We start from the raw sequence: 23,499 nt of genomic DNA, 5'->3' as shown, positions 1-23,499 counted from the left end.
TTCAAAACTAGAAAAGTTCTTCAACTCCTAAATGCTTAAATCGTCAGATTTTTTTCATTTTAAATCAAAAGATGTAAATATGGCAAAAATATGGTAAAATAGAGTATTAAGTAAACGTTAAAAAGGAATATTATGCGTAAAGAAATTGCACCTGAATTATACAATTACAATAAATTCCCTGGTCCTGAATTTCATCTAGCTGGAGATAAAGTTGAGGCTGAAGGTTTTTCCTTTAATTTGGTTGAAAATAGTAAGGACGCTTTTGATGCAACAGCTTTTACTCAACGCTTTTCGGAAGTTTTAAATAAGTATGATTATATTGTAGGAGACTGGAGCAATGAGCAGTTGCGCTTGCGAGGATTCTACAAGAATGAGCGAGCTGAAGAATCTTTGGAGAAAATCAGTCGTTTACAAGATTACCTACTTGAGTATTGTAGCTATGGATGTGCCTACTTTGTCTTAGAAAATGAGGCTCCTAAACGAGCACCATTTGACCAAAAAATGCGCAAAAAAGAGGAAGAAAAAGATACTCGAAAAGGCAAGAAAACTTCTCAGAATAAGAAAAGAAATAATGCAGACAAGAGAAATAGACGTCGCCGTAAAGAACAGAAACCTCATAATGAAGAAAAGGGACAACGTCATTTCGTCATCCGTAAGAAAGACTAGAAAATAAGGAGAAAAGATGAAACCGTCGATTTATAGTTTAACTCGTCAAGGAATGCAAGAATGGGTCTTAGAGCAAGGAGAAAAAAAATTCCGTGCGGATCAAATCTGGGAGTGGCTCTACCGTAAACGTGTTCAGACATTTGAAGAAATGACCAACTTGTCTAAGGATTTGATTGCCAAGCTCAACGAGCAGTTTGTTGTCAATCCCTTGAAACAACGTATCGTTCAAGAGTCAGCCGATGGAACAGTCAAGTACCTCTTTGAGTTACCAGATGGTATGCTGATTGAGACGGTGCTGATGCGTCAGCACTACGGTTTGTCAGTCTGTGTAACCACGCAGGTAGGATGCAATATTGGTTGTACCTTCTGTGCATCAGGTTTGATTAAGAAGCAACGTGACCTCAATAACGGAGAAATTGTTGCACAGATTATGTTGGTTCAAAAATATTTTGACGAACGTGGACAAGATGAACGTGTAAGCCATATCGTTGTTATGGGGATTGGAGAACCGTTTGACAACTACAATAACGTTTTGAACTTTATCCGTACCATTAATGACGATAAGGGAATGGCAATCGGAGCTCGCCATATCACTGTTTCAACCTCAGGTTTGGCCCACAAGATTCGTGAATTTGCTAATGAAGGTGTGCAGGTCAACCTTGCTGTCTCACTTCATGCGCCAAACAATGAACTTCGTTCAAGCATCATGAAGATTAACCGTGCCTTCCCGATTGAAAAACTCTTTGCAGCTATTGAGTATTACATCGTGACAACTAACCGCCGTGTTACTTTTGAGTACATCATGCTCAATGAAGTTAATGATGGAGTCGAACAAGCGCTTGAGTTGGCAGAATTGCTGAAAAATATCAAGAAATTGTCCTATGTCAACTTGATTCCTTACAACCCAGTTAGTGAACATGACCAGTACAGCCGTAGTCCTAAAGAGCGCGTGATGGCCTTCTATGATACGCTCAAGAAGAAAGGCATCAACTGTGTTGTTCGTCAGGAACATGGTACTGATATCGATGCAGCATGTGGACAATTGCGTTCAAATACCATGAAACGTGATCGCCAAAAAGCAGTAGCTGAAGTAAATCCATAAGATGAAACGAAAAAAATTACTAAGCTTGGGAGTCGTGCTATACAGTCTTTGTATCGTCTGTTTTTGCTTTACTCCCCAGCCTCAACTTCCTACAGGAGTGGAAACTCCAGGTATTCAAACTTTTGGACGCCTGGTTTTTCTTTTGACCCCTTTTAACTCCCTTTGGAATCTGGGAGAAGTAACCAGCCTTTTACAGCTGTTTTGGATTTTTTTGCAAAACGCCTTAAATATCCTCTTGCTCTTCCCATTGATTTTCCAGCTTCTCTATCTTATACCTGCTCTAAGAAAAACGAAGAAAGTGATTTTGTTTAGCTTTTTATTGAGCTTGAGCATCGAGTGTACGCAACTAATTTTAGATTTTTTCTTTGATTTTAACAGGGTATTTGAGATTGATGATTTATGGACCAATACTTTGGGTGGCTACCTGGCTTGGGTCCTTTATAAACTACTACATAGAAACAAGATAAGGAATTAGAATGAGTATCTTAGAAGTAAAAAATTTAAGTCACGGTTTTGGAGACCGTGCGATTTTTGAAGATGTATCCTTCCGTCTTTTAAAAGGTGAACATATCGGTCTGGTCGGTGCCAATGGTGAAGGGAAATCAACCTTTATGAGCATCGTGACTGGTAAAATGTTACCTGATGAAGGTAAGGTGGAATGGTCTAAATATGTGACAGCTGGCTACCTAGATCAGCATGCGGTGCTCAAAGAAGGCCAAACTGTTCGTGACGTTCTTCGTACAGCCTTTGATGAATTATTCAAAGCAGAAGCACGTATCAATGATCTTTACATGGAAATGGCAGAAGAGGGTGCTGATATTGATTCCTTAATGGAAGAAGTTGGAGAACTCCAAGATCGTTTAGAGAGTCGTGATTTCTATACATTGGATGCTAAGATTGACGAAGTCGCGCGTGCTCTTGGTGTCATGGATTATGGTATGGATACGGACGTAACCGCCTTGTCAGGTGGACAAAGAACCAAGGTTCTCTTAGCCAAACTCCTTCTTGAAAAGCCAGATATCTTGCTGCTTGACGAGCCTACTAACTATCTCGATGCCGAACATATTGACTGGCTCAAGCGCTATCTTCAAAACTATGAGAATGCCTTTGTTCTTATTTCGCATGATATTCCTTTCCTCAATGATGTTATCAATATCGTATATCACGTTGAAAATCAACAGTTGACTCGTTATTCTGGAGATTACTACCAGTTCCAAGAAGTCTATGCCATGAAGAAATCGCAACTGGAAGCAGCCTATGAGCGTCAACAGAAAGAAATTGCGGATCTCAAGGATTTCGTGGCCCGTAATAAAGCTCGTGTCGCAACTCGAAATATGGCTATGTCTCGCCAGAAGAAATTGGACAAGATGGACATTATCGAGCTTCAAAGTGAGAAACCAAAGCCATCATTTGATTTCAAAACAGCTCGTACACCTGGTCGCTTTATTTTCCAAGCCAAGGACTTGCAGATTGGATACGATCGTCCCCTTACCAAACCCTTAAATCTTACCTTTGAGCGCAATCAAAAGGTTGCCATTATCGGTGCCAATGGTATCGGGAAAACAACCCTCTTGAAGAGTCTTTTGGGGATTATTCCTCCAATCGCTGGGGAGGTTGAACGTGGGGACTATCTAGAACTCGGCTACTTTGAGCAAGAAGTGGAAGGTGGCAATCGTCAGACGCCACTGGAAGCAGTTTGGAATGCCTTTCCGGCGCTCAATCAAGCAGAAGTCCGTGCTGCCCTTGCCCGCTGTGGTTTGACTACTAAACACATTGAAAGTCAGATTCAAGTCTTGTCAGGTGGAGAGCAAGCCAAAGTGCGTTTCTGTCTCTTGATGAACCGTGAGAACAATGTCCTTGTTCTAGATGAACCTACTAACCACTTGGATGTGGATGCTAAGGACGAACTCAAACGTGCTCTGAAAGAATACAAGGGTTCTATCCTCATGGTTTGCCATGAACCAGACTTCTATGAAGGATGGATGGATCAAATCTGGGATTTCAATGAGTTAACATAAATAGTCATAAAAAAGCCAAGTCTATTTGACTTGGCTTTTTTACGAGGATTGCAACTAGTAGAAGTCATACTGCTATCTCCTAGTTTTTGTATCAAAAATAACTAATTGGTTTGATTTCCCACGATTTCATCCTCTTCAAAGTGTCCCACACCATCTTCAACAACAAATGGGCAAGTAACTTTCTTTTTTATTCCATTTTCATCATAGGAACTAGTGATGTTATAGATTCCATCGGAAAATGAATTTTTTGGTAAAGATAAGATTCTTTCCTTAAAGGCGTCCACAGGACTACCATTTTCTGCCTTTATAATCGAAAGGTCACAATCAAAATCGAGAGTAAGGCCTTTGTTTTTCATGAGATCTTTTGTTGTAATATTATAAAAGCCAGCTGCGTCAGAATCTCCTTTTTCTCGATTGCTGACAGCCTGCGCCATAATTGCCACATAGTAGTTTTCTATTGGATATTTTCCAAATTTAAAACTAGAAGCTATTGGTGTATCAAAAAGCTTATTTATTTTGTCAGCAGTAGTATTTTTGATACTATCTTCTTCTTGTTGTAGATTCGGTCTTTCTTTGTATACATCTAGTAAGAAACTGAATTCATCTTGTTTGACAGTGTGAAACAGTGCCTTTTCTTTGTCGTTAAGAAGTGTTTCAAGATCTGTTCCTGAAAGAAGAAAGAAATTTGATAAATGTTCTCCACTTCTTCCTTGAATTTGTGCAGTAGTAGTTTCTTTTAAAATAGTTCCATCGGATAATTTTTCTGTATATGTTAGCTTGTAGGCTGTTCCATAAAATGCTTCAATCTCTCTGTGTTTATCAACTACTTCAACCTTTCCTTTAAGCCCAAGTGATTGAAATTCTTCAGCGAAAGAAGGAGTAGTGTGTTTAGTAGTGTGTTTAATTGATGGAGAAGTGATTATAACTAGTGCTATGATAGTGAGAAAAATGATCATCCCCCCAAAGATAAAGCCAGCTATGGTAGCATTATCTTTTTCTTGCCCTAGCTTTATTGTCTGATAAATAGCAATCATGATAATGATAGAGTATACAATACTTGCGCAAACCAGTACGGGATAATTATCAATGTAATTAAGTGGAGCTCCCTTGAAACCTATTATTTGCATAAAAAATCCAATTGTAGCTAGGACTAACTGTATTGTAGAAGATTTTTGAATAAACGCATTATCTTCAAAGGAGGCTTTTAATTTTGAAATATCTCTAAACATAAAAATATTTCCTAGCACAATTGCCCCATATGAAAAGATAAGTTCTTTCCCCATGGATATAAAAGCAAAACCTCCGGAATCATAAGTAATCGAATAAGCATAATTAAAGATAAAGTATCCTATCATGATAAGACTGAGCCGAGCTACACTAATTTTGTATGGTTTCATAGGAGAACCTCCTCGTTACTATTGACTAAATTATATCATATTTGAAGTGGAAAAGAGAGCGTTTACATAAAAGTGTAAATAAAAAAGATAGGCCGAATGACCTGTCTTTTTTTAATAGTTTAAATATTGTTCAATCTCAGATTTTTGGATTTCTTTACCGTAGTGACAAATCGGACAAGAAACGAAATAAGTTTTTCCGTAAGGAAAGAGTGGAATCCAATAAAGAGTGAACTTGCGTCCATATTCCGTAATTTCCCAAGTATCAACATTGTTACAATGGCCACATTCGATAGTAGTCTGTGTATGTCCCAACACTTTTTGGTAACCTTTTGACCCCCAAAATAGAATCATTTTACATCTCCTTATAACTAATGATGTTATTGTTTACTGAAATCGTAGTCTTTAACAATTTCGATACTATCGATAGTGATAGCAGTAGTCGGCTTGTCTTTTTCATCTTTTTCAGCCTTAGCAATTTTATCTACAACGTCCATCCCATCGATTACTTGACCAAAGACTGGGTGTTTTCCATCAAGAGTTGGATTACCGCCTTCTTTGTAGGCTTCGATAATTTTCTTAGGATAGCTACTTGTAGGAAGTTTAGATGAATAGTCTGTTGTACTTTGGTTAATGAAGAATTGGCTACCATTTGAATTTGGCTGACCAGTATTGGCCATAGATAGAGAACCACGGATATTATAGAGATATGGAGAAATTTCGTTTTTGAAACCTGTTCCCTTGTCCTTGGTTTTATCCTTATCATGCCAGATAGATTCACCACCTGTTCCATCTCCCTTAGGATCCCCAGTTTGTACCATAAAGCCGTCAATTACACGGTGGAAAGTCACACCATTGTAGTAACCTTCTTTAGCATGAGTAAGGAAGTTTTCAACCGCAAGTGGAGCTAACTTAGGAAAGAGTTTGATACGAATATCACCTTGACTTGTGTGAAGGATAGCTTCAGCCTCATCTTCAGCTACTTCCTTAGAAAGTTGAGGGAAGTTAGCATTTTCGTTTTTTAAGGCGTCTTTCAAATCTTTTTCTGCTTGGGCAGCAGCTTTCGAACTCTCTTCAGCAGCAATTTTAGAATCCACGTAATCATCACCACGAAGTGCACGTTGGATGCTTGTGCATCCACCAAGAGCAAAAGTTGAAATGAGTAGTAGTGTAGCTAATTTTTTCATATTAGTCCTTTCAAAAATCATTTTTACTATTGTACCGTAAAAGAAAGGGGATTTCAAATTTTCAATTAAGAATATTTATCTAACACATGTAACTTTATAGCTTTACTTACTCCATTTTGTTCATTAGAGTCAGTAACTGCTTTTGCACAAGTTTTGACATCTCTAGGAGCATTCCCCATGGCTATACCTAGCCCTGCGGTTTCAATCATGGGAATATCATTATAATTGTCACCGAGAGTCATAATTGAGGTAAGGGGAAGTTGATAGTAATTTGCTAATTCTAACAGAGCTTGTTTTTTGGATACTTGATTATGTGTAACTTCTAGATAGTTATCTTTAGAGAGATAGAAGTCGGTTTGAGGGAAATCTATTGAGGATAAGGTTTTTTGAAGTTTCTGTATGGTATCCGTATTATCTATCAGCAAAAGTTTATGAACAAGAGTTTTCTCGTCTCTTATAAAATCTGCTAAAGATGTAACTTTTGGACTTTCTCCAGTAATAGTTGCTTCGATTTCTACCCATTCATCAATAGTATTCACAAGCCAATCTTTTCCAGAATAAACATTTATAGAAACTGTCGGGAATTCTTTTTTCAAAAAGTCATGAAGTAAGAGCAATTCGCTTTTATCAATAGAATACTGACTTAGGATTTTATCTCCTAAACTGATGAGTGCTCCATTATAGCAGGCAATAGGACAGTCGGTGATGCCAAGTTCTTTAGAAATTGGAGCTATACCGAGAGGAGATCTAGCAGAAGCTAGAACAAAAGGAATATTACATTGTTTTAAAAGTGGCATCAGTTCTATCAAATAAGAATCTAATTGGTGATTTTTATCCAAAATAGTGCCGTCAATATCACTCATAATTAATTTAATTCTTGACATATTTTGCTCCTTTTTAAAATAGTATTGTTGTTCTACCATCTAAAGATTCTTGTATTTCTACATCAGGCTCTTTATCTGTAATCCAGTAATCAAAATCAGCTAGTTCAGAAAGTATAAAATGAGAGTGTTTGTTTATCTTTCCTGTTTCAGCTAACAAGACGCGAATTTTACTAGTTTTAAATGCTCTTTTTTTCATGAGAACATCTTCTTGATCCTCAAAACTAACTTGTCCGTCTGAAAGACTAGCAGCGCCAAAAAATGCTACATCAAATCTAATTCCCTCTAAAGTATTGGATTCTTCTAGTGAATAATAAAAACGATTCTGTCTATGAAATTTTCCACCGAGAATATGAAAATCGACATTTTCATTATTTCCTAAGATAAGTGCGTTATCTAATGAATGACTGAAAATAGTAACTTTTTTATCTATAATTTTTGCTAACTCAAGTATAGTGGTTGAAACATCAAAGAATATCAGTTGTGAATCAGAAATGAGTTGGGTAGCTAAATGAGCAATTTTCTCTTTTTCTTTAGAAGATTGTTCTGCTCTACCTTGAAAATCAAGAATCCTTTGCTTTTGAATTGGCAATAAACCTCCATGAGTTCTTCTTGCTCGTTTTTCCTTTGCGAGAATTGAAAAATCTCTACGGATGGTATCTTTGGAAACATGGAAATGGTCAACCATTTCTTTTGCTGACAGACTTCCTCTATCCTCTAAAAGTTTTATGATTTCTTCTAATCGTTGTTCTTGGTACATAGGAATTCCTCCTTTTTTTAATACTATACTCTTTTTATAAGCATTTGTCAATAATTGTAATGATTTGTAAGTGTTTTAAAAAATTACAAAAAAATCAACCAGCTTTGGTTGATTAAAGATTCTTTTTAGGATGGAGGTCAATGATTACTTGATGGTCTTTGAGAGCTTGTTCACCTTTTGGAGTTAGTTTATAGCCACGAATCGAAAAGCGGTTAGCTAATTCTTCTTCTGAAAAATGATCATGAAGTGCTTGATTCAATTCGGTGGCCTTCATCTTGGAGAGTCCAGTAACACCCTTCTTTTTAAGGATACTCTTTTTCATAGTAGCATTTAGATGGTAAAGCGAGTCAAAGGCGGTTTCGATAATAGCATATCCTTTTTCAACAAGCGTATCTAAATGTTTTGGGATATCAATGCCATAAGAATTACTATATTTTAAAAGAGCACATTTTCAAAGGATTTTTTCTTTTGGCTTCAATTCCTAATTAATCAATGAACTTAATGCTAGGTCTCGAAAAGAATTATGCTTCCTCTTTCTGTCTGAGTTCAAAGAGGTCTTCTACTTTCAAATCAAAAACTTGAGCAATTTTAAGAGCCATTTCCAGCGAAGGATTGTAACGATTATTTTCCAAGTGCAGAATTGTCTCGCGTCGCATGCCGATAAGGTCGGCTAACTCCTGCTGGGTCATGCCTGTGGACTCACGAATTGATTTGAGATTAGTAATAATCTTGCTTTCTTTGGCCATGCTTATCCTCTCCGTTCCAAGATAAAATAGACAACCGCAAAGATGAAAATCAAGGCAGCTATGCTAATAAAGATCTGGCCCATGTGAAGAGTGAGATACCCTATATACCCAATGATAACTGCTAGGATTATCAGTGCGCCTAGTATAAAAACAAACATCAAGCTAGCTGCCTTGGCTAAATTAGCATAAAAGCGTTCGTCTGGAGTTTCCTTGACATTTTTCAAACAGAAAAAACCAAATACAATCACTTCAATAACGAGGCCAATTCCCAAAATCCATTCTTTAATACCAGAACTTTCGCTTGGGGTCGCAACCCAAATCCCTACTGTATAAAAAATGCTTGCTGCAAATAAAAGTACCGTGTAAAGCTTAGCAGACAAGTCAAAAATAGTCTTCCCCATACCTTTCTGAATCTTATGAGGCCGTGGTTTCATATGTAGCCAGCTCCAAATAGCTATAATTTGACCTAACACTGAAATACCAACAATAACTAACTTGGGTCCCCAACTAAGGTTAGAACCAAATAAAACAATAAAATCAATAAAGAGAGCTACGGCAATCATTGCAATGAGGCCACGCATTTTTTGACTTTTTTTCATGATAGACTCCTTTTTGTGTTATAAATATATAACACTTAAATTTATGTTATAAATATATCACACTTAAATTTAGAAAGCAAGAATTTATGTGTCAATGTGGCAATTATTTGAAAAATTTTTTTAATAAATACCTCGCTAGTCAAACAACTAAAAAATTCTTTGAAGCAATGCATCGAATTTGGTTTGGATAGTTTCGTTAATAGTATTTGATGATAAAGAATTTTTGGAAAATCTAGATACTGTATGAATCTTTACTTTTTTCTTAGACAGTTATAAAGTCGATCAGAGTAAGCTTTGTAGGTGTAGAAGTTAATTTTTTCTTTCTAATTTATCCCTATTAGTCTAAAAAATTTAAAAATATTTAAACTCTGTCAAGTTTTTTTCTTGACACCATCCAGAAATCTGCTATAATAGAACATGTGCTAAATAGCTTAGCTATTTCACCGAAATAAAAAATAAAAAGAAAAGAGATATTAAAAATGGCAGTTAAAATCCGTTTGACTCGTATGGGTTCTAAGAAAAAACCTTTCTACCGTATTAACGTTGCAGATTCACGTTCACCACGTGACGGACGTTTCATCGAAACAGTTGGGACTTACAACCCACTTGTTGAAGAAAACCAAGTAACTTTGAAAGAAGACCGTATTCTTGCATGGTTGGCTGATGGAGCTCAACCTTCAGATACAGTTCGCAACATCCTTTCAAAAGAAGGTGTATTGAAGAAATTCCACGATTCTAAATTCTCAAAATAAGTTTAAAGTAGGTTGACAGATGGATACGATTGAAAATCTCATTATTGCAATTGTGAAACCTTTGATTTCACAACCAGATGCCTTAACTATCAAGATTGAAGATACACCAGAATTTTTGGAGTATCATTTGGATCTTGACCAAAGCGATGTGGGTCGTGTAATCGGTCGTAAGGGTCGCACTATTTCTGCGATAAGAACGATTGTCTACTCTGTCCCAACTGAAGACAAAAAAGTAAGAATCGTTATTGACGAAAAATAAGAAAAGCGAGACAAGGTCTCGCTTTTTTTGCAAGGAGAAGGAATGAGAGATTTAACAGTTAGACAACTAGAGGAATACTTACTTGACCACTACCAACAATCTAGAACAGAAGAAGGACTTTTTATTAAGCTAGTAGAAGAAGTTGGAGAAGTTGCTGAGGTTTTAAATGGACGCTCTGGTCGAAAAGAAGGAGTTCAAGATTCAAACGAGGAATTGGCAAAAGAGTTGGCAGATATCATTCACTACACAGTTGCTATTGCAGCTATAAATAATATTGATTTAACGAAGACCATTTTTGAGAAAGACAAAAAAGCAGCTATCAAGTATCAGCATGCACAAGATTTGGAAGGATTTTTAGAAAGAAATCATCCATAGTAGCCGTTTTCTCCAACTTGAGAAAATCCCTATAACATGATAAAATAAAGGGAGAAATAGATACAGGAGATCAGATGAACTACTTTAACGTTGGGAAAATTGTCAACACTCAGGGTTTGCAAGGTGAGATGCGAGTCTTGTCAGTGACAGATTTTACTGAAGAACGCTTTAAAAAAGGGGCAGAACTCGCCTTATTTGATGATAAAGATCAATTTGTTCGAACAGTGGTCATCGCGAGCCACCGGAAGCATAAGAATTTCGATATTATCAAGTTTAAAGATATGTACCATATCAATGATATCGAAAAATACAAGGGTTATAGTCTAAAGGTTGCAGAGGAGAATCTCAATGACCTAGATGACGGTGAGTTTTACTACCACGAAATTATCGGACTAGAGGTTTATGAGGGAGATAACTTGATTGGGACTATCAAGGAAATCCTTCAACCAGGTGCCAATGATGTCTGGGTAGTTAAACGAAAGGGTAAACGTGACCTACTCTTGCCTTATATCCCACCGGTTGTGCTGAATGTGGATATTCCAAATAATCGTGTGGATGTAGAACTCTTAGAAGGGTTAGACGATGAAGATTGATATTTTAACCCTCTTTCCTGAAATGTTCTCACCCTTAGAGCATTCCATCGTTGGAAAGGCACGTGAAAAAGGACTCTTAGATATCCAATATCATAATTTTCGTGAATATGCGGAGAAGGCGCGTCATGTAGATGATGAACCCTATGGTGGTGGTCAAGGAATGTTGCTCCGAGCACAACCCATCTTTGATGCCTTCGATGCTATTGAAAAAAAGAATCCGCGCGTGATTCTCCTAGATCCAGCGGGAAAACAGTTTGACCAAGCTTATGCGGAAGATTTGGCTAAGGAGGAAGAACTCATTTTTATCTGTGGTCACTACGAAGGGTATGACGAACGAATTAAGACTCTGGTGACGGATGAGATTTCGTTAGGAGATTATGTCTTGACTGGTGGAGAACTAGCAGCAATGACCATGATTGATGCGACGGTTCGCTTGATTCCAGAAGTTATTGGGAAGGAAGCAAGTCACCAAGATGATAGCTTTTCATCAGGACTCTTGGAATATCCTCAGTACACAAGACCTTACGATTATCGTGGAATGCTAGTTCCAGATGTTCTTATGAGTGGACACCATGAAAACATACGTCAGTGGCGACTCTATGAGAGCCTCAAGAAAACCTACCAACGTAGACCTGATTTGCTGGACAACTATGAATTGACAGCAGAAGAAGAAAAAATGTTAGCAGAAATTAAAGAAAATAACAATTAAAAGGAGAAAACTATGCAAGTAATCAAACGTGATGGACAAGTCGCTGATTTTGATCCAGATAAAATCTACCAAGCTATCCTTAAGGCAGCTCAAACAGTCTATGTATTGACTGACGATTTGCGCCAAAACCTAGCCCAAGTCACTAAAAAGGTTGTATTGGATTTGGAAGAAGCAAAAGTAGAACGTGCAACTATCAGTATGATTCAATCAATGGTTGAGCATCGCTTACTAGGTGCAGGGTATATCACTATTGCAGAACACTATATCTCTTACCGTTTGCAACGTGATTTGGAGAGAAGTGGTTACGGCGACCACATTGCTGTTCACCTTCATTTTGAACAAATTCGCTAAGATAAAAAGAGTGAGATGATAGAAGCATCTCACTCTTTCTTAAATCTTCTTTTTTGAGCAGTTTGGATAGTAGAGGGAACGAAAGTTACCCTTCGAATATCCGACACTCGAATAATACGGCTGACGTTTTTAGCGAAATTTTTAACGATAATTTGTTGGCGGTCAGTATCATACTTGATAATATCACCTGTAAAACTCGTTTCCGCAAAGATGATATGTACAGCCTTTTTTTGGGCTAGGGCTTCTTCAAGTCTAGCAATTAGGGGATCGCTTTTTTCAGGAATGGAATCTTCATGTCCATTGACAAAATCATGGACTTTTTGCAAAGCCTGTTTTAATAAATCTTTCATTCCGGCCTCCCTTCTTTACATCATTATATAAAAATTTTATGAAATCTACAAGATTTTTCGAATAATCAATTGAGAACAAAAAGGAGAAAAACATGGCAGAATTTACATTTGAAATTGAAGAACACTTGCTTACTCTATCTGAAAATGAAAAAGGATGGACCAAAGAAATCAATCGTGTCAGCTTTAATGGTGCACCAGCGAAGTTTGACATTCGTAGCTGGAGTCCTGACCACACCAAGATGGGGAAAGGAATTACCCTCTCAAATGAAGAATTTCAAATCATGGTGGATGCTTTTAAGAATCAATAAACGTTCATCTAAGATTAATTAAAAAGAGGCTAGGGAAAATCCCGGCCTCTTTTATTTGCTTGAAAAATAAGCTTGTGTACGGAGACGTTGGAGTAGTGGTCGGCTGATGAAGCTAATGGCTACAATTTTGGCAAGATCAGGTATGATAAAGGGAATAACTCCGACAGCCAGTGCTTTATCAAAAGGCATTCCAGCTAAGAAGTGGAGACTGAGAATACCACCGACAAAAACAAGTGAATCTCCCAAGAGATTTGCAAAGAAAATACGTAGGACACCACTATTGGTGTGAATGAGATAGGAAGCAAGCCCTGCATAGACAAGGTCGAACCAAAGATAACCAGCGCTTGGTCCAACTAAAACATGAAAACCAGCTCCACCGTTAGCAAATACCGGAAGACCAATAGCTCCAAGTAAGAGATAGAGTCCGACAGAGAGAACAGCTTCCCTTGGTCTAAAAACAGTAGCGATGAGTCCAATAGCAAAGTTTTGCAGAGTGAAAGGAACTGGACCAATTGGCATACTAATTTGGGCTAATACAGCAATCAGTGCAGCCCCGATAGCTGGGATAGCGTAAATGTGTGCTTTTTTCAAAATAGTTAACCTCTTCTATAAATTATAGTAACTATTATACTGGATGAGACAAATTTGTCAACCTATTTTAAAATAAAAGGTTACAAATTTGTAACGGCCGATTGAGATAAAAAAAGAGACCAAGGGGTCTCTCTTTTCTTTTAACGCATGGTCACAAATTCTTCTGATCCAGTTGGGTGGATAGCGACAGTAGCATCAAAGTCTGCTTTTGTAGCTCCCATCTTGATAGCAACTGCGAAACCTTGAATCATTTCATCGACACCATAGCCGATACCATGAAGTCCAACTACCTTTTCGTCTGCACCAGCTGTAACGAGCTTGAAGCGAGCTTCTTGACGGTGACTAGTAACGGCAGAATACATAGATGCAAATTTTGAAGTATAGACTTTGACGTTTTCTTGACCGTACTCTTTGATTGCTTCTTCCTCAGTCAGACCGACTGTTCCGATTGCTGGGTGTGAAAAGACTACAGTTGGAATAGTAGTGTAGTCCATTTTGGCATTGGTTTTACCGTTGAAAAGTCTCTCGGATAGGGTACGACCAGCCTTGATTGCTACAGGCGTTAGTTCCTTTTCACCTGTAACATCCCCAAGAGCGTAGATTCCGTCAACGACTGTGTTCTGGTATTCATCAACCTGGATAAAGCCACGTTCATTGAGGGTAACACCAGCTTTTTCGAGTTGAAGTCCTTCAACGTTTGGACGGCGACCAGTTGCCCAGATAACTTGACTGGCAGTATGAGTGCTGCCATCTTCGAAATGAATGGTAATACCTTGTTCAGTTTCTTCAAGTTTTGCTGGAACCTTATGGGTGTGGAGGTTTAATCCAGTATTTTCCATTTCTTGAACTAGACTCTCAACGATATAGCTATCAAATCCACGTAGTGGACGTTCACGACGTACAAAAAGGTCAGTCTTTACTCCAAGTGTATGGAGTACACCAGCTAGTTCGACGGCAATGTAACCAGCACCTAGAATAGCTACCGATTCAGGTAACTCTTCCCAGGCGAAGACATCATCTGAGCTACCACCTAGTTCAGCACCAGGAATAGCAGGGATATGAGGATGAGCTCCAGTCGCAATCACAATATGCTTAGCGCTGATCAATTCGCCATTAACACTGACAGTATGAGGATCAACGAACTCGGCACGTCCTTCAATCAAATCAACTCCGTTGCGCTTGAAGCTTCCATCATAAGAAGAACGAGCACGGTCAATATAGGCTTCACGATTCTTACGAAGAGTTGCATAATCAAATTCGTTACTAGTATTTGTGAATCCATAGTCAGGTCCATATTTGTGGATACTCTCTGCAATTTGGGCTCCATACCACATGATTTTTTTAGGGACACAGCCGAGGTTGACGCAAGTTCCACCTAATTTCTTTTCCTCAATAACTGCCGCCTTAGCACCATGTTCACCAGCACGATTCATGGTAGCAATTCCCCCGCTACCTCCTCCGATGGCGATAATATCATATTCTCTCATAAGAAAGCTCCTTTAGTTGTTTTCTAGTCATATTCTATCTTTTTTTGAAAGTCAATGCAAAAATCTGCTACGCTTAAATTTCTTAAGAAAATGCTTGCAAAAATAAAAAAGAAGTTGTATTATATAACTAACACAACGATAAAAGATTTGGCAATTATTTTTGGATGGTCGGAAAGCAATTGTCCATTTTTAGGACTTGTGCTATAATTTTAATATATGTTTATAAAAGAGGTATGGATATGAAAAAGAAGTCAAAAGCCAAGAAATGGCCTTTATTTACAGCTATCGGTGTTGCATCAGTTCTGGTAGTGGGAGCAGCTGCTGTTCTTCTATTGAGACAACCTAATCAAGCTGCAACACAAGACGAAACTGCAAAAGTCGTTCTTGCCAAAGAGGGATCAGTGGCTTCATCAGTTCTCTTATCTGGTACCGTAACAGCTCAAAAAGAACAATATGTTTATTATGATGCTAGTAAAGGTGACTTGGATGAGGTTTCGGTCTCTGTCGGAGATAAGGTAAGTGAAGGCCAAGCCCTTGTTAAGTATAGTAGTACAGAAGCTCAGGCTGCCTATGATGCTGCCAGTCGCGCAGTTGCGAAAGCTGATCGTCATATCAATGAATTGAATGAGGCACGAAATACTGCTGCAGCAACACCTGTACTCCCTCAAGCAGGGATTGAAGGCGCTACGGACCAAACCCAAGCGCAATCATCTACATCAGCTACAGCTTCTATTGATTCACAAATCAGTGATGCCCGTGATGTTCGTGCAGACGCAGTGGCACAACTTGAAAAAGCCCAGGCTCAGTTGGATGCCGCTACAGTTTTGAGCACAGTAGAAGGTACAGTTGTTGAAGTCAATCGCAATGTTTCAAAATCTCCAACAGGAAATAGCCAAGTTTTGGTGCATATCGTTAGTAACGACAATTTGCAGGTCAAGGGAGAGCTTTCTGAGTACAACCTTGCCAATCTATCTGTCGGCCAAGAAGTCACCTTCACATCTAAGGTTTACCCAGATAAGACATGGAATGGTAAGATTAGCTATATTTCAAATTATCCAAAAAATAATAGTGAAGCAAGCAGTAGCTTAGCTGGTTCAAACACAGGTTCTAAATATCCATATACGGTCGATGTAACTAGTGAAATTGGTGATCTGAAACAAGGTTTTACTGTCAGTGTCGAAGTCAAAAGCATGAGTAAAGCATTGCTTGTACCGATTACTAGCATTGTGATGGAAGAAGATAAAAACTATGTTTGGATTCTTGATGAAAATCAAAAGGCCAAAAAAGTTGAAGTTGGATTGGGCAATGCAGATGCAGAAAACCAAGAAATTACATCTGGTCTGACAGATGGAGCAAAAGTCATCAGTAATCCGACAGCTTCCTTGCAAGAAGGAAAAGAGGTGAAGACTGATGAAGCAACTAATTAGCCTCAAAAATATCTGCCGTAGCTATCGTAATGGTGACCAAGAACTTCAAGTTCTCAAAAACATTAACCTTGAAGTTCACGAGGGAGAATTCGTGGCTATCATGGGACCATCTGGTTCTGGTAAGTCTACCCTCATGAATACCATTGGTATGTTAGATACCCCTACAAGTGGTCAGTATTTTCTAGACGGAAAAGAAGTAGCTGGTTTGGGTGAAAAACAATTAGCCAAGGTGCGAAATCAAGAGATTGGCTTTGTCTTTCAGCAATTCTTTCTCTTGTCCAAAATGAATGCTCTCCAGAATGTCGAACTTCCCTTGATTTATGCGGGAGTTTCAGCTTCAAAACGGCGTAAACTAGCTGAGGAATATCTAGAGAAAGTAGAATTAACTGATAGAAGCCATCACTTACCATCAGAATTATCAGGTGGTCAGAAGCAGAGAGTAGCCATAGCGCGTGCACTCGTTAACAATCCATCTATTATCTTGGCTGATGAGCCAACTGGAGCTCTGGATACCAAAACGGGTAATCAGATCATGCAACTCTTAGTTGAATTAAACAAAGAAGGAAAAACCATCATTATGGTAACGCATGAGCCTGAAATTGCCGCTTATGCGAAGCGTCAAATCGTCATCCGCGATGGAGTCATTTCGTCTGATAGCGCCCAAGTAGAAAAGGAGGAAAACTAAGATGCAGAATCTGAAATTTGCCTTTTCATCTATCATGGCCCATAAGATGCGTTCTTTCTTGACCATGATCGGTATTATAATAGGTGTTTCCTCAGTTGTCGTGATCATGGCCTTAGGGGACTCCATGTCTCGTCAGGTCAATAAAAACATGACCAAGTCTCAAAAAGACATCCATGTCTTCTTCTCACCTACCAAGAGTAAGGACGGTTCCTTTACACAAAGACAATCTGCCCTAACTCTGTCTGGCGGTCAAGAAGAAGATTTTGTTGAACCACCAAAACCTCAAGAAGCTTGGGTTAAGGAAGCTGCAAAGCTCAAGGGAGTAGATAGTTATTATGTAACCAACTCAGCCAATGTGACCTTGACTTATAAGGATAAAAAGGTCGAACACGCTAACATGACGGGTGGAAATGTCACTTATATGGATGCGGTCGAAAATGAAATCATTGCAGGTCGTGGACTTAAAGCACAAGATTATAAGGATTTCGCAAGTGTTATCATCCTAGATGAAGAACTAGCCAATAGCCTTTTTGGTTCAGCAAAAGAAGCCCTCAATCAAATTATTGAAGTAAATGAGATTAGTTACCGTGTTATTGGTGTTTATGCAAGTAAAGAAGCTAAGGCAGCCAAAGCATTTGGTGTTGGAGGACTTCCAATTACGACCAATATTTCCTTGGCAGCTAATTTTAACACAGACGAGATTTCAAACATTGTCTTCCGTGTTAACGATACGAGCTTGACTCAGACTTTGGGGCCAGAGTTGGCAAGAAGAATGACGGAGATTGCAGGTCTCCAACAAGGGGAGTATCAAGTTGCAGATGCGTCTGCCGCCTTCCAAGAAGTACAACAACTCTTCGGCTTTATAACTACGATTATTAGTGCCATTGCGGGAATTTCTCTCTTTGTTGGTGGTACTGGTGTTATGAACATTATGCTTGTTTCGGTGACAGAGCGTACCCGTGAGATTGGTCTACGTAAAGCACTAGGAGCAACACGGGCAAATATTCTGGTTCAATTTTTGATTGAATCCATGATTTTAACCTTATTAGGTGGATTCATTGGTCTACTGCTTGCTACAGGGGTGACTATGCTTGCAGGTGTTCTTCTTCAAAACATGATTGCAGGAATCGAAGTTGGTGTATCCATCCCAATCGCTCTCTTTAGTTTAGCTGTCTCAGCTAGTATCGGTATGATATTCGGTGTTCTACCAGCCAACAAAGCCTCTAAGCTTGATCCAATCGAAGCTCTTCGCTATGAATAATTTAAAAGATAAAAAACGAGATAGACATCAGTCTGTCTTGTTTTTGTATGGATTTCTCTATCGAAAATCACTAAAAATGTGGTATAATGAAGTGTTAGAAAAACAGGTTTCATTAGCCTGGAAAGGAAATATTATGTCTGAAAAGAATTTTTATATTACAACACCGATTTACTATCCATCTGGTAAACTTCATATCGGTTCTGCCTACACAACTATCGCTTGTGATGTCCTAGCTCGTTACAAACGCCTCATGGGCTACGATGTCTTTTATCTGACTGGTCTTGATGAGCATGGTCAAAAGATCCAGCAGAAAGCTGAAGAAGCTGGTACCACACCTCAGGCCTATGTTGATGGGATGGCAGTTGGAGTCAAAGAACTCTGGAAATTACTAGATATCTCCTACGATAAATTTATCCGCACAACTGATGACTACCATGAAAAAGTAGTGGCTCAAGTCTTTGAGCGCTTGCTTGCTCAAGATGACATCTACTTGGGTGAATACTCGGGCTGGTATTCAGTATCAGATGAGGAATTCTTTACAGAAAGCCAGCTTGCAGAAGTTTTCCGTGACGAAGCCGGAAATGTGACTGGTGGTATTGCTCCATCAGGTCACGAGGTTGAATGGGTTTCAGAAGAGTCTTACTTCCTTCGCCTCAGCAAATACCAAGACCGTTTGGTCGAATTTTTCAAATCTCATCCTGATTTCATCACTCCAGATGGTCGTCTCAATGAAATGTTGAAAAACTTTATCGAGCCAGGATTGGAAGACTTGGCAGTATCACGTACAACCTTTACATGGGGTGTGCCAGTTCCATCAAATCCAAAACACGTTGTTTACGTTTGGTTTGATGCCCTTCTAAATTATGTGACAGCTCTTGGCTACGATCAAGAAGAACATGGCAACTTTGACAAGTTCTGGAATGGAACAGTCTTCCACATGGTAGGGAAAGACATCCTTCGTTTCCACTCAATTTACTGGCCAATCCTTCTCATGATGTTGGATATCAAATTGCCAGAACGTTTGATTGGGCATGGCTGGTTTGTCATGAAAGACGGCAAGATGTCTAAGTCTAAAGGGAACGTTGTCTATCCTGAAATGTTGATAGAGCGTTTTGGTCTCGATCCACTTCGTTACTACCTCATGCGTAGCCTTCCAGTCGGTTCAGACGGAACCTTCACTCCGGAAGACTATGTAGGACGTATCAACTATGAACTAGCCAATGACCTCGGAAACCTCCTCAACCGTACGGTTTCCATGATTAACAAGTACTTTGATGGTCAAATCCCTGCATATGTTGAGGGTGTAACAGACTTTGATAATGCACTTGCTCAAGTGGCAGAACAATCAATCGCTGACTACCACACCTATATGGAAGCAGTTGACTACCCACGTGCACTTGAAGCAGTCTGGACTCTTATCTCACGTACGAATAAATACATCGATGAGACAGCACCTTGGGTTTTAGCTAAGGATGAAGCGCACCGTGACCAATTGGCGAGTGTTATGAGTCACTTAGCAGCTAGTCTTCGTGTCGTAGCTCACTTGATTGAGCCATTTATGATGGAAACTAGTCGTGCAGTTTTGACTCAACTTGGTCTAGCAGAAGTTTCTAGCCTTGAAAACTTGAGCTTGGCTGATTTCCCTACTGGTGTCACTGTAGTTGCTAAAGGAACACCAATCTTCCCACGTCTCGATATGGAAGAAGAAATCGCCTATATCAAGGAACAAATGGAAGGTAACAAGCCAGCAGTCGAAAAAGAATGGAACCCAGATGAAGTTGAACTCAAACTAAACAAGGAAGAAATCAAGTTTGAAGACTTTGACAAGGTTGAAATCCGTGTTGCTGAAGTCAAAGAAGTTTCTAAAGTAGAAGGTTCTGATAAGTTGCTTCAATTCCGCCTAGATGCTGGTGATGGTGAAGACCGTCAAATCCTCTCAGGAATTGCTAAGTACTATCCAAACGAACAAGAATTGGTCGGCAAGAAAGTACAAATCGTTGCCAACCTCAAACCACGTAAAATGATGAAAAAATATGTCAGCCAAGGGATGATTCTCTCAGCTGAACATGATGGCAAATTAACCCTTCTAACAGTTGATCCAGCTGTACCAAACGGAAGTGTGATTGGCTAAGATTAGAAGAACCAGTTTGAGCTGGTTCTTTTCTTTTGTGAGGTGTCAGTTGATAAAAGAGACATTCTGCTTTATAATGAAGAAAAGCGGAGGAAATTGCCATGAAATACATTCCATTTGGTCATGAGAAAAGAGAACTATCAGAAATTGTCCTCGGCATGATGCGAATCAGTGACAAATCGGTTAAAGAAGTGGAGGAACTGGTTGAAACAGCCCTATCTGTCGGAATCAATGCCTTTGACCTGGCAGATATCTACGGTGGAGGTCGTTGCGAAGAATTACTAGGTCACGTGTTAAACAATCGTCCTGACCTGCGAGAAAAGATGTGGATACAATCCAAGTGTGGCATTCGCATAGAAGAATTTACCTATTTTGATTTTTCAAAAGACCATATTTTAGAGTCAGTTGATTGGATTCTACAACGATTGCAGGTCGATTATTTAGATAGCTTGCTTCTCCATCGTCCAGATGCCTTGATGGAAGCTGACCAAGTGGCTCAAGCCTTTGATATTCTACAAAAATCAGGTAAGGTTCGAGACTTTGGTGTGTCCAATCAAAATCCCATGATGATGGAATTACTGAAGAAAGAAGTCAAACAGCCCCTAGCGATCAATCAGTTACAACTAAGTGCAACTTTCACGCCTGGTTTTGACGCTGGTTTCCATGTCAATATGGAAGGTGACAAGGCAGCTGTGCGTGATGGTAGCGTCTTTGAATACTGCAAACTAAATGACATGGTCATTCAGGCTTGGTCAGTCTTGCAGTTTGGTTATTTCAAAGGTAATTTTGTTGGCAATAAACAATTCCAACAACTAAATCAAGTTCTAAATCGACTAGCCCTAAAATATGGAGTAAGCCCATCAGCTATTGCCATCGCTTGGGTGTTGCGTTACCCAGCTAGGATGCAAGCAGTAGTAGGAACTACAAACCCCAAACATCTATTAGAGGCAAGCAAAGCAAGTAACTTGACTCTAACACGAAAAGAATGGTATGAAATTTACCTAGCAGCAGGAAATGATTTACCGTAAGTGGAATTTGCAATTCAGAAATCACAGTCAAAAAGCCGTTGGAAAGCGGTTTTTTGTTATAATAAAACAAGAGAACTATTAAGGAGAAAAACATGACATTTGAAGAAATTTTGCCTGGACTAAAGGCTAAGAAAAAATATGTGCGTACTGGCTGGGGTGGAGCTGAAAACTATGTCCAACTTTTTGACACTATCGAGCAAAACGGGGTCGCTCTTGAAGTGACACCCTATTTCCTCATCAACGTATCTGGAGAAGGGGAAGGTTTTTCCATGTGGAGTCCGACTCCTTGTGATGTCCTAGCGACGGATTGGGTGGAAGTCCATGACTAAACGTGTACTCATTACGGGTGTTAGCTCAGGGATTGGCCTAGCACAGGCTCGACTCTTTTTAGAAAAAGGTTATCAGGTTTTCGGAGTGGATCAGGGTGAAAATCCTGATTTACAAGGCGACTTTCACTTTTTACAACGTGATTTAACACTTGACTTAGAACCTATTTTTGATTGGTGCCCTCGAGTCGATATTCTTTGTAATACGGCAGGTGTTTTGGATGACTACAAACCTTTACTAGAACAATCAGCCCAAGAAATTCAAGAGATTTTTGAAATCAACTATGTGACTCCAGTTGAGCTGACTCGACATTATTTGACACAAATGCTGGAGAATAAGAAGGGAATCATCATTAATATGTGTTCCATTGCTTCAAGTTTAGCTGGTGGAGGAGGCCACGCCTATACCTCGTCCAAACATGCCTTGGCAGGCTTTACCAAGCAGTTGGCTTTAGACTATGCTGAAGCTGGTATTCAAGTCTTTGGCATCGCGCCGGGAGCTGTCAAAACAGGCATGGCCGCAGCGGACTTTGAACCAGGTGGCTTAGCAGACTGGGTAGCTAGTGAGACGCCCATCAAGCGCTGGATAGAACCAGAGGAAGTGGCAGAAGTCAGCCTCTTTTTAGCAAGCGGAAAGGCAATCGCCATGCAGGGACAGATTCTGACGATTGATGGTGGTTGGTCTTTGAAGTAATATAGTTGATACTCAATGAATATGTGGAGGTGAACTATGAAAAGAGATGAGTTTGGATTTGTCTTGCCCAATCTCTACTATCAGTTTTTAACGGAGTGGAAAGAGATTGACCCCTATGAAATTGGAGATTCAGGCATCTGTTTGTATGCCAAGGAGGATCTACAGGAGCGTAATGAGACTTATCAGATTGAGGAAGTAGAGCCAGATTACTTTATGATTGGACAGGAAGGAGATTTGGCTTACTTTATTAAGAAAAATTCTGATGATTGCATTTATGAAAATGACTTGGGAGCTTTAGGTTCCTTAGAAATGCAAAAAGTTGCTAAAAACATCAATGACTTTATTGATAAGGTATTGGAAGAAGAATTGTAGAAAACTGAGGGAGTAATCATGTTTAGGATGCTTGATGAAGATTCACCGATTTCAAAAGAAGAATTTTTACAATTTGAGGAGATTCTTGGAAAGAAATTGCCAAAAACTATGTTGGACTTTTATCTCAAGTACAACGGTGGCCAGCCCCAAGTAAGGGGGGTCCACGATGAACATCACGTCTTTCCTTTCAATTCCTTTAATTCACTTGAGGAGATGAGGAAGTCTCTTACATGGTATGACGATGAGGCTATGCCTGCAGGATTTAGGGCTACAGACCGTCTCCATTTCGCCTATGATCCTGGTTCTGGCAATTACGCTCTTTCTCTAAGGGAAGAAGATTATGGTAAGGTGTATTTCTATGTCTTAGAAGAAAAAGCTGAGATCTATGGTCAATGGGCTTCTTTTGAGGAATTTTTGAACTCTTTTGTTGAAGAGTGAGATTAAAAA

31 protein-coding genes are annotated in these 23,499 nt (G+C 39.2%); 20 read left to right on the top strand and 11 right to left on the bottom strand.

The annotated features are described in order from the left end of the window. Positions 1 to 132 precede the first annotated feature (132 nt). The 4 genes from QM810_RS03040 to QM810_RS03025 are packed head-to-tail and all read left to right on the top strand — an operon-like array spanning position 133 to position 3,786. A complete protein-coding gene (locus QM810_RS03040) occupies positions 133 to 666 on the top strand; it encodes a YutD family protein (protein WP_414253811.1) in 534 nt (177 codons plus the stop codon). A gap of 16 nt (positions 667 to 682) precedes the next feature. Beyond that, on the top strand, positions 683 to 1,768 hold the full coding sequence (gene rlmN / locus QM810_RS03035; protein ID WP_414253810.1) for a 23S rRNA (adenine(2503)-C(2))-methyltransferase RlmN: 1,086 nt from the start codon (positions 683 to 685) through the stop codon (positions 1,766 to 1,768). Position 1,769: 1 nt separating this feature from the next. Next, positions 1,770 to 2,243 carry a VanZ family protein gene (locus QM810_RS03030; protein WP_414253809.1) on the top strand — a complete coding sequence of 158 codons (474 nt, stop codon included), beginning with the start codon at positions 1,770 to 1,772 and terminating at the stop codon, positions 2,241 to 2,243. 1 nt (position 2,244) lies between these two features. Further along, a complete protein-coding gene (locus tag QM810_RS03025; RefSeq protein WP_414253808.1) occupies positions 2,245 to 3,786 on the top strand; it encodes an ABC-F family ATP-binding cassette domain-containing protein in 1,542 nt (513 codons plus the stop codon). Between the two features lie 101 nt (positions 3,787 to 3,887). Here the strand turns inward: QM810_RS03025 and QM810_RS03020 are convergent, their stop codons facing one another. The 8 genes from QM810_RS03020 to QM810_RS02985 all read right to left on the bottom strand — a co-directional run bounded on the left by QM810_RS03020 (position 3,888) and on the right by QM810_RS02985 (position 9,353). Then, a complete protein-coding gene (locus QM810_RS03020; RefSeq protein ID WP_004253049.1) occupies positions 3,888 to 5,183 on the bottom strand; it encodes a hypothetical protein in 1,296 nt (431 codons plus the stop codon). 111 nt (positions 5,184 to 5,294) lie between these two features. After that, positions 5,295 to 5,534, bottom strand: a complete 240-nt coding sequence (locus QM810_RS03015) for a zinc-ribbon domain-containing protein (protein WP_004253050.1) — start codon at positions 5,532 to 5,534, stop codon at positions 5,295 to 5,297. Positions 5,535 to 5,560: 26 nt separating this feature from the next. Then, positions 5,561 to 6,367 carry a peptidylprolyl isomerase gene (locus QM810_RS03010; RefSeq protein ID WP_414253807.1) on the bottom strand — a complete coding sequence of 269 codons (807 nt, stop codon included), beginning with the start codon at positions 6,365 to 6,367 and terminating at the stop codon, positions 5,561 to 5,563. A 65-nt stretch (positions 6,368 to 6,432) separates the two neighbouring features. Beyond that, positions 6,433 to 7,251 carry a Cof-type HAD-IIB family hydrolase gene (locus QM810_RS03005; protein WP_004253054.1) on the bottom strand — a complete coding sequence of 273 codons (819 nt, stop codon included), beginning with the start codon at positions 7,249 to 7,251 and terminating at the stop codon, positions 6,433 to 6,435. A gap of 13 nt (positions 7,252 to 7,264) precedes the next feature. Continuing rightward, positions 7,265 to 8,008 (bottom strand): DeoR/GlpR family DNA-binding transcription regulator, encoded by a 744-nt coding sequence (locus QM810_RS03000; RefSeq protein ID WP_004253055.1) that lies wholly within the window; start codon positions 8,006 to 8,008, stop codon positions 7,265 to 7,267. 112 nt (positions 8,009 to 8,120) lie between these two features. Beyond that, positions 8,121 to 8,330: a hypothetical protein gene (locus QM810_RS02995; protein ID WP_004253056.1), complete on the bottom strand. Its 210-nt coding sequence runs from the start codon at positions 8,328 to 8,330 to the stop codon at positions 8,121 to 8,123. Between the two features lie 199 nt (positions 8,331 to 8,529). Beyond that, on the bottom strand, positions 8,530 to 8,754 hold the full coding sequence (locus QM810_RS02990; RefSeq protein WP_049509150.1) for a helix-turn-helix transcriptional regulator: 225 nt from the start codon (positions 8,752 to 8,754) through the stop codon (positions 8,530 to 8,532). Between the two features lie 2 nt (positions 8,755 to 8,756). Beyond that, the gene (locus QM810_RS02985; RefSeq protein ID WP_371500728.1) at positions 8,757 to 9,353 is read right to left on the bottom strand and encodes a DUF3796 domain-containing protein; all 597 of its coding nucleotides are present in this window, start codon (positions 9,351 to 9,353) and stop codon (positions 8,757 to 8,759) included. Between the two features lie 479 nt (positions 9,354 to 9,832). On the opposite strand from QM810_RS02985, the gene rpsP reads away from it, so the two are divergent. The 6 genes from rpsP to QM810_RS02955 all read left to right on the top strand — a co-directional run bounded on the left by rpsP (position 9,833) and on the right by QM810_RS02955 (position 12,392). Then, positions 9,833 to 10,105, top strand: coding sequence for a 30S ribosomal protein S16 (rpsP, locus tag QM810_RS02980; protein ID WP_004253064.1), 273 nt, complete (start codon positions 9,833 to 9,835; stop codon positions 10,103 to 10,105). A gap of 19 nt (positions 10,106 to 10,124) precedes the next feature. Continuing rightward, on the top strand, positions 10,125 to 10,364 hold the full coding sequence (gene kphA / locus QM810_RS02975) for an RNA-binding protein KphA (protein WP_000379617.1): 240 nt from the start codon (positions 10,125 to 10,127) through the stop codon (positions 10,362 to 10,364). Positions 10,365 to 10,406: 42 nt separating this feature from the next. Then, entirely contained in the window at positions 10,407 to 10,739 is a 333-nt protein-coding gene (locus tag QM810_RS02970) for a MazG nucleotide pyrophosphohydrolase domain-containing protein (RefSeq protein WP_006151253.1), read from the top strand. 74 nt (positions 10,740 to 10,813) lie between these two features. Continuing rightward, entirely contained in the window at positions 10,814 to 11,332 is a 519-nt protein-coding gene (gene rimM / locus QM810_RS02965; RefSeq protein WP_006151226.1) for a ribosome maturation factor RimM, read from the top strand. After that, positions 11,322 to 12,041, top strand: a complete 720-nt coding sequence (gene trmD / locus QM810_RS02960; RefSeq protein ID WP_414253806.1) for a tRNA (guanosine(37)-N1)-methyltransferase TrmD — start codon at positions 11,322 to 11,324, stop codon at positions 12,039 to 12,041. Before rimM ends, trmD begins: the two co-directional genes overlap by 11 nt. A gap of 12 nt (positions 12,042 to 12,053) precedes the next feature. Continuing rightward, positions 12,054 to 12,392: an ATP cone domain-containing protein gene (locus tag QM810_RS02955; RefSeq protein WP_004253071.1), complete on the top strand. Its 339-nt coding sequence runs from the start codon at positions 12,054 to 12,056 to the stop codon at positions 12,390 to 12,392. A gap of 29 nt (positions 12,393 to 12,421) precedes the next feature. On the opposite strand, the gene QM810_RS02950 is transcribed toward QM810_RS02955, so the two are convergent. Next, on the bottom strand, positions 12,422 to 12,742 hold the full coding sequence (locus QM810_RS02950; RefSeq protein WP_049494608.1) for a hypothetical protein: 321 nt from the start codon (positions 12,740 to 12,742) through the stop codon (positions 12,422 to 12,424). Positions 12,743 to 12,834: 92 nt separating this feature from the next. Here QM810_RS02950 and QM810_RS02945 point away from each other — a divergent pair, with 92 nt between their 5' ends. Continuing rightward, positions 12,835 to 13,050 (top strand): YdbC family protein, encoded by a 216-nt coding sequence (locus tag QM810_RS02945; RefSeq protein ID WP_004253080.1) that lies wholly within the window; start codon positions 12,835 to 12,837, stop codon positions 13,048 to 13,050. Positions 13,051 to 13,101: 51 nt separating this feature from the next. On the opposite strand, the gene QM810_RS02940 is transcribed toward QM810_RS02945, so the two are convergent. Continuing rightward, the gene (locus tag QM810_RS02940) at positions 13,102 to 13,641 is read right to left on the bottom strand and encodes a biotin transporter BioY (RefSeq protein WP_004253081.1); all 540 of its coding nucleotides are present in this window, start codon (positions 13,639 to 13,641) and stop codon (positions 13,102 to 13,104) included. 140 nt (positions 13,642 to 13,781) lie between these two features. After that, entirely contained in the window at positions 13,782 to 15,128 is a 1,347-nt protein-coding gene (gene gor / locus QM810_RS02935; protein ID WP_414253805.1) for a glutathione-disulfide reductase, read from the bottom strand. A 239-nt stretch (positions 15,129 to 15,367) separates the two neighbouring features. Here gor and QM810_RS02930 point away from each other — a divergent pair, with 239 nt between their 5' ends. The 9 genes from QM810_RS02930 to QM810_RS02890 all read left to right on the top strand — a co-directional run bounded on the left by QM810_RS02930 (position 15,368) and on the right by QM810_RS02890 (position 23,490). Beyond that, positions 15,368 to 16,555: an efflux RND transporter periplasmic adaptor subunit gene (locus tag QM810_RS02930; protein WP_414253804.1), complete on the top strand. Its 1,188-nt coding sequence runs from the start codon at positions 15,368 to 15,370 to the stop codon at positions 16,553 to 16,555. After that, on the top strand, positions 16,539 to 17,240 hold the full coding sequence (locus tag QM810_RS02925; RefSeq protein ID WP_414253803.1) for an ABC transporter ATP-binding protein: 702 nt from the start codon (positions 16,539 to 16,541) through the stop codon (positions 17,238 to 17,240). The genes QM810_RS02930 and QM810_RS02925 overlap by 17 nt, the downstream gene beginning before the upstream one ends. A 1-nt stretch (position 17,241) precedes the next feature. Further along, positions 17,242 to 18,501 (top strand): ABC transporter permease, encoded by a 1,260-nt coding sequence (locus tag QM810_RS02920; protein WP_414253802.1) that lies wholly within the window; start codon positions 17,242 to 17,244, stop codon positions 18,499 to 18,501. Positions 18,502 to 18,634: 133 nt separating this feature from the next. Further along, entirely contained in the window at positions 18,635 to 20,632 is a 1,998-nt protein-coding gene (gene metG, locus QM810_RS02915) for a methionine--tRNA ligase (protein ID WP_414253801.1), read from the top strand. A 101-nt stretch (positions 20,633 to 20,733) separates the two neighbouring features. Then, positions 20,734 to 21,660, top strand: coding sequence for an aldo/keto reductase (locus QM810_RS02910; RefSeq protein WP_414253800.1), 927 nt, complete (start codon positions 20,734 to 20,736; stop codon positions 21,658 to 21,660). Between the two features lie 92 nt (positions 21,661 to 21,752). Beyond that, entirely contained in the window at positions 21,753 to 21,989 is a 237-nt protein-coding gene (locus tag QM810_RS02905) for a DUF2829 domain-containing protein (RefSeq protein ID WP_000141913.1), read from the top strand. Continuing rightward, positions 21,982 to 22,680, top strand: coding sequence for a 3-oxoacyl-ACP reductase (locus QM810_RS02900; RefSeq protein WP_414253799.1), 699 nt, complete (start codon positions 21,982 to 21,984; stop codon positions 22,678 to 22,680). Before QM810_RS02905 ends, QM810_RS02900 begins: the two co-directional genes overlap by 8 nt. A 36-nt stretch (positions 22,681 to 22,716) precedes the next feature. After that, positions 22,717 to 23,052: a hypothetical protein gene (locus tag QM810_RS02895; protein WP_414253798.1), complete on the top strand. Its 336-nt coding sequence runs from the start codon at positions 22,717 to 22,719 to the stop codon at positions 23,050 to 23,052. 18 nt (positions 23,053 to 23,070) lie between these two features. Further along, on the top strand, positions 23,071 to 23,490 hold the full coding sequence (locus QM810_RS02890) for an SMI1/KNR4 family protein (RefSeq protein WP_414253797.1): 420 nt from the start codon (positions 23,071 to 23,073) through the stop codon (positions 23,488 to 23,490). Positions 23,491 to 23,499 lie beyond the last annotated feature (9 nt).

This window comes from Streptococcus infantis (genome assembly GCF_047464155.1).
Lineage (GTDB): Bacteria > Bacillota > Bacilli > Lactobacillales > Streptococcaceae > Streptococcus > Streptococcus infantis_U.
The sequence above is the reverse complement of the archived record's forward strand: the minus strand, read 5'-3'. Positions and strand labels throughout refer to the sequence as shown.

Bases quoted from the DNA above. Each gene is read 5' to 3' on its own strand.
- QM810_RS03040 (WP_414253811.1), top strand. From the start codon at position 133: ATGCGTAAAGAAATTGCACCTGAATTATACAATTACAATAAATTCCCT.
- rlmN (WP_414253810.1), top strand. From the start codon at position 683: ATGAAACCGTCGATTTATAGTTTAACTCGTCAAGGAATGCAAGAATGG.
- QM810_RS03030 (WP_414253809.1), top strand. From the start codon at position 1,770: ATGAAACGAAAAAAATTACTAAGCTTGGGAGTCGTGCTATACAGTCTT.
- QM810_RS03025 (WP_414253808.1), top strand. From the start codon at position 2,245: ATGAGTATCTTAGAAGTAAAAAATTTAAGTCACGGTTTTGGAGACCGT.
- QM810_RS03020 (WP_004253049.1), bottom strand. From the start codon at position 5,183: ATGAAACCATACAAAATTAGTGTAGCTCGGCTCAGTCTTATCATGATA.
- QM810_RS03015 (WP_004253050.1), bottom strand. From the start codon at position 5,534: ATGATTCTATTTTGGGGGTCAAAAGGTTACCAAAAAGTGTTGGGACAT.
- QM810_RS03010 (WP_414253807.1), bottom strand. From the start codon at position 6,367: ATGAAAAAATTAGCTACACTACTACTCATTTCAACTTTTGCTCTTGGT.
- QM810_RS03005 (WP_004253054.1), bottom strand. From the start codon at position 7,251: ATGTCAAGAATTAAATTAATTATGAGTGATATTGACGGCACTATTTTG.
- QM810_RS03000 (WP_004253055.1), bottom strand. From the start codon at position 8,008: ATGTACCAAGAACAACGATTAGAAGAAATCATAAAACTTTTAGAGGAT.
- QM810_RS02995 (WP_004253056.1), bottom strand. From the start codon at position 8,330: ATGAAAAAGAGTATCCTTAAAAAGAAGGGTGTTACTGGACTCTCCAAG.
- QM810_RS02990 (WP_049509150.1), bottom strand. From the start codon at position 8,754: ATGGCCAAAGAAAGCAAGATTATTACTAATCTCAAATCAATTCGTGAG.
- QM810_RS02985 (WP_371500728.1), bottom strand. From the start codon at position 9,353: ATGAAAAAAAGTCAAAAAATGCGTGGCCTCATTGCAATGATTGCCGTA.
- rpsP (WP_004253064.1), top strand. From the start codon at position 9,833: ATGGCAGTTAAAATCCGTTTGACTCGTATGGGTTCTAAGAAAAAACCT.
- kphA (WP_000379617.1), top strand. From the start codon at position 10,125: ATGGATACGATTGAAAATCTCATTATTGCAATTGTGAAACCTTTGATT.
- QM810_RS02970 (WP_006151253.1), top strand. From the start codon at position 10,407: ATGAGAGATTTAACAGTTAGACAACTAGAGGAATACTTACTTGACCAC.
- rimM (WP_006151226.1), top strand. From the start codon at position 10,814: ATGAACTACTTTAACGTTGGGAAAATTGTCAACACTCAGGGTTTGCAA.
- trmD (WP_414253806.1), top strand. From the start codon at position 11,322: ATGAAGATTGATATTTTAACCCTCTTTCCTGAAATGTTCTCACCCTTA.
- QM810_RS02955 (WP_004253071.1), top strand. From the start codon at position 12,054: ATGCAAGTAATCAAACGTGATGGACAAGTCGCTGATTTTGATCCAGAT.
- QM810_RS02950 (WP_049494608.1), bottom strand. From the start codon at position 12,742: ATGAAAGATTTATTAAAACAGGCTTTGCAAAAAGTCCATGATTTTGTC.
- QM810_RS02945 (WP_004253080.1), top strand. From the start codon at position 12,835: ATGGCAGAATTTACATTTGAAATTGAAGAACACTTGCTTACTCTATCT.
- gor (WP_414253805.1), bottom strand. From the start codon at position 15,128: ATGAGAGAATATGATATTATCGCCATCGGAGGAGGTAGCGGGGGAATT.
- QM810_RS02930 (WP_414253804.1), top strand. From the start codon at position 15,368: ATGAAAAAGAAGTCAAAAGCCAAGAAATGGCCTTTATTTACAGCTATC.
- QM810_RS02925 (WP_414253803.1), top strand. From the start codon at position 16,539: ATGAAGCAACTAATTAGCCTCAAAAATATCTGCCGTAGCTATCGTAAT.
- QM810_RS02920 (WP_414253802.1), top strand. From the start codon at position 17,242: ATGCAGAATCTGAAATTTGCCTTTTCATCTATCATGGCCCATAAGATG.
- metG (WP_414253801.1), top strand. From the start codon at position 18,635: ATGTCTGAAAAGAATTTTTATATTACAACACCGATTTACTATCCATCT.
- QM810_RS02910 (WP_414253800.1), top strand. From the start codon at position 20,734: ATGAAATACATTCCATTTGGTCATGAGAAAAGAGAACTATCAGAAATT.
- QM810_RS02905 (WP_000141913.1), top strand. From the start codon at position 21,753: ATGACATTTGAAGAAATTTTGCCTGGACTAAAGGCTAAGAAAAAATAT.
- QM810_RS02900 (WP_414253799.1), top strand. From the start codon at position 21,982: ATGACTAAACGTGTACTCATTACGGGTGTTAGCTCAGGGATTGGCCTA.
- QM810_RS02895 (WP_414253798.1), top strand. From the start codon at position 22,717: ATGAAAAGAGATGAGTTTGGATTTGTCTTGCCCAATCTCTACTATCAG.
- QM810_RS02890 (WP_414253797.1), top strand. From the start codon at position 23,071: ATGTTTAGGATGCTTGATGAAGATTCACCGATTTCAAAAGAAGAATTT.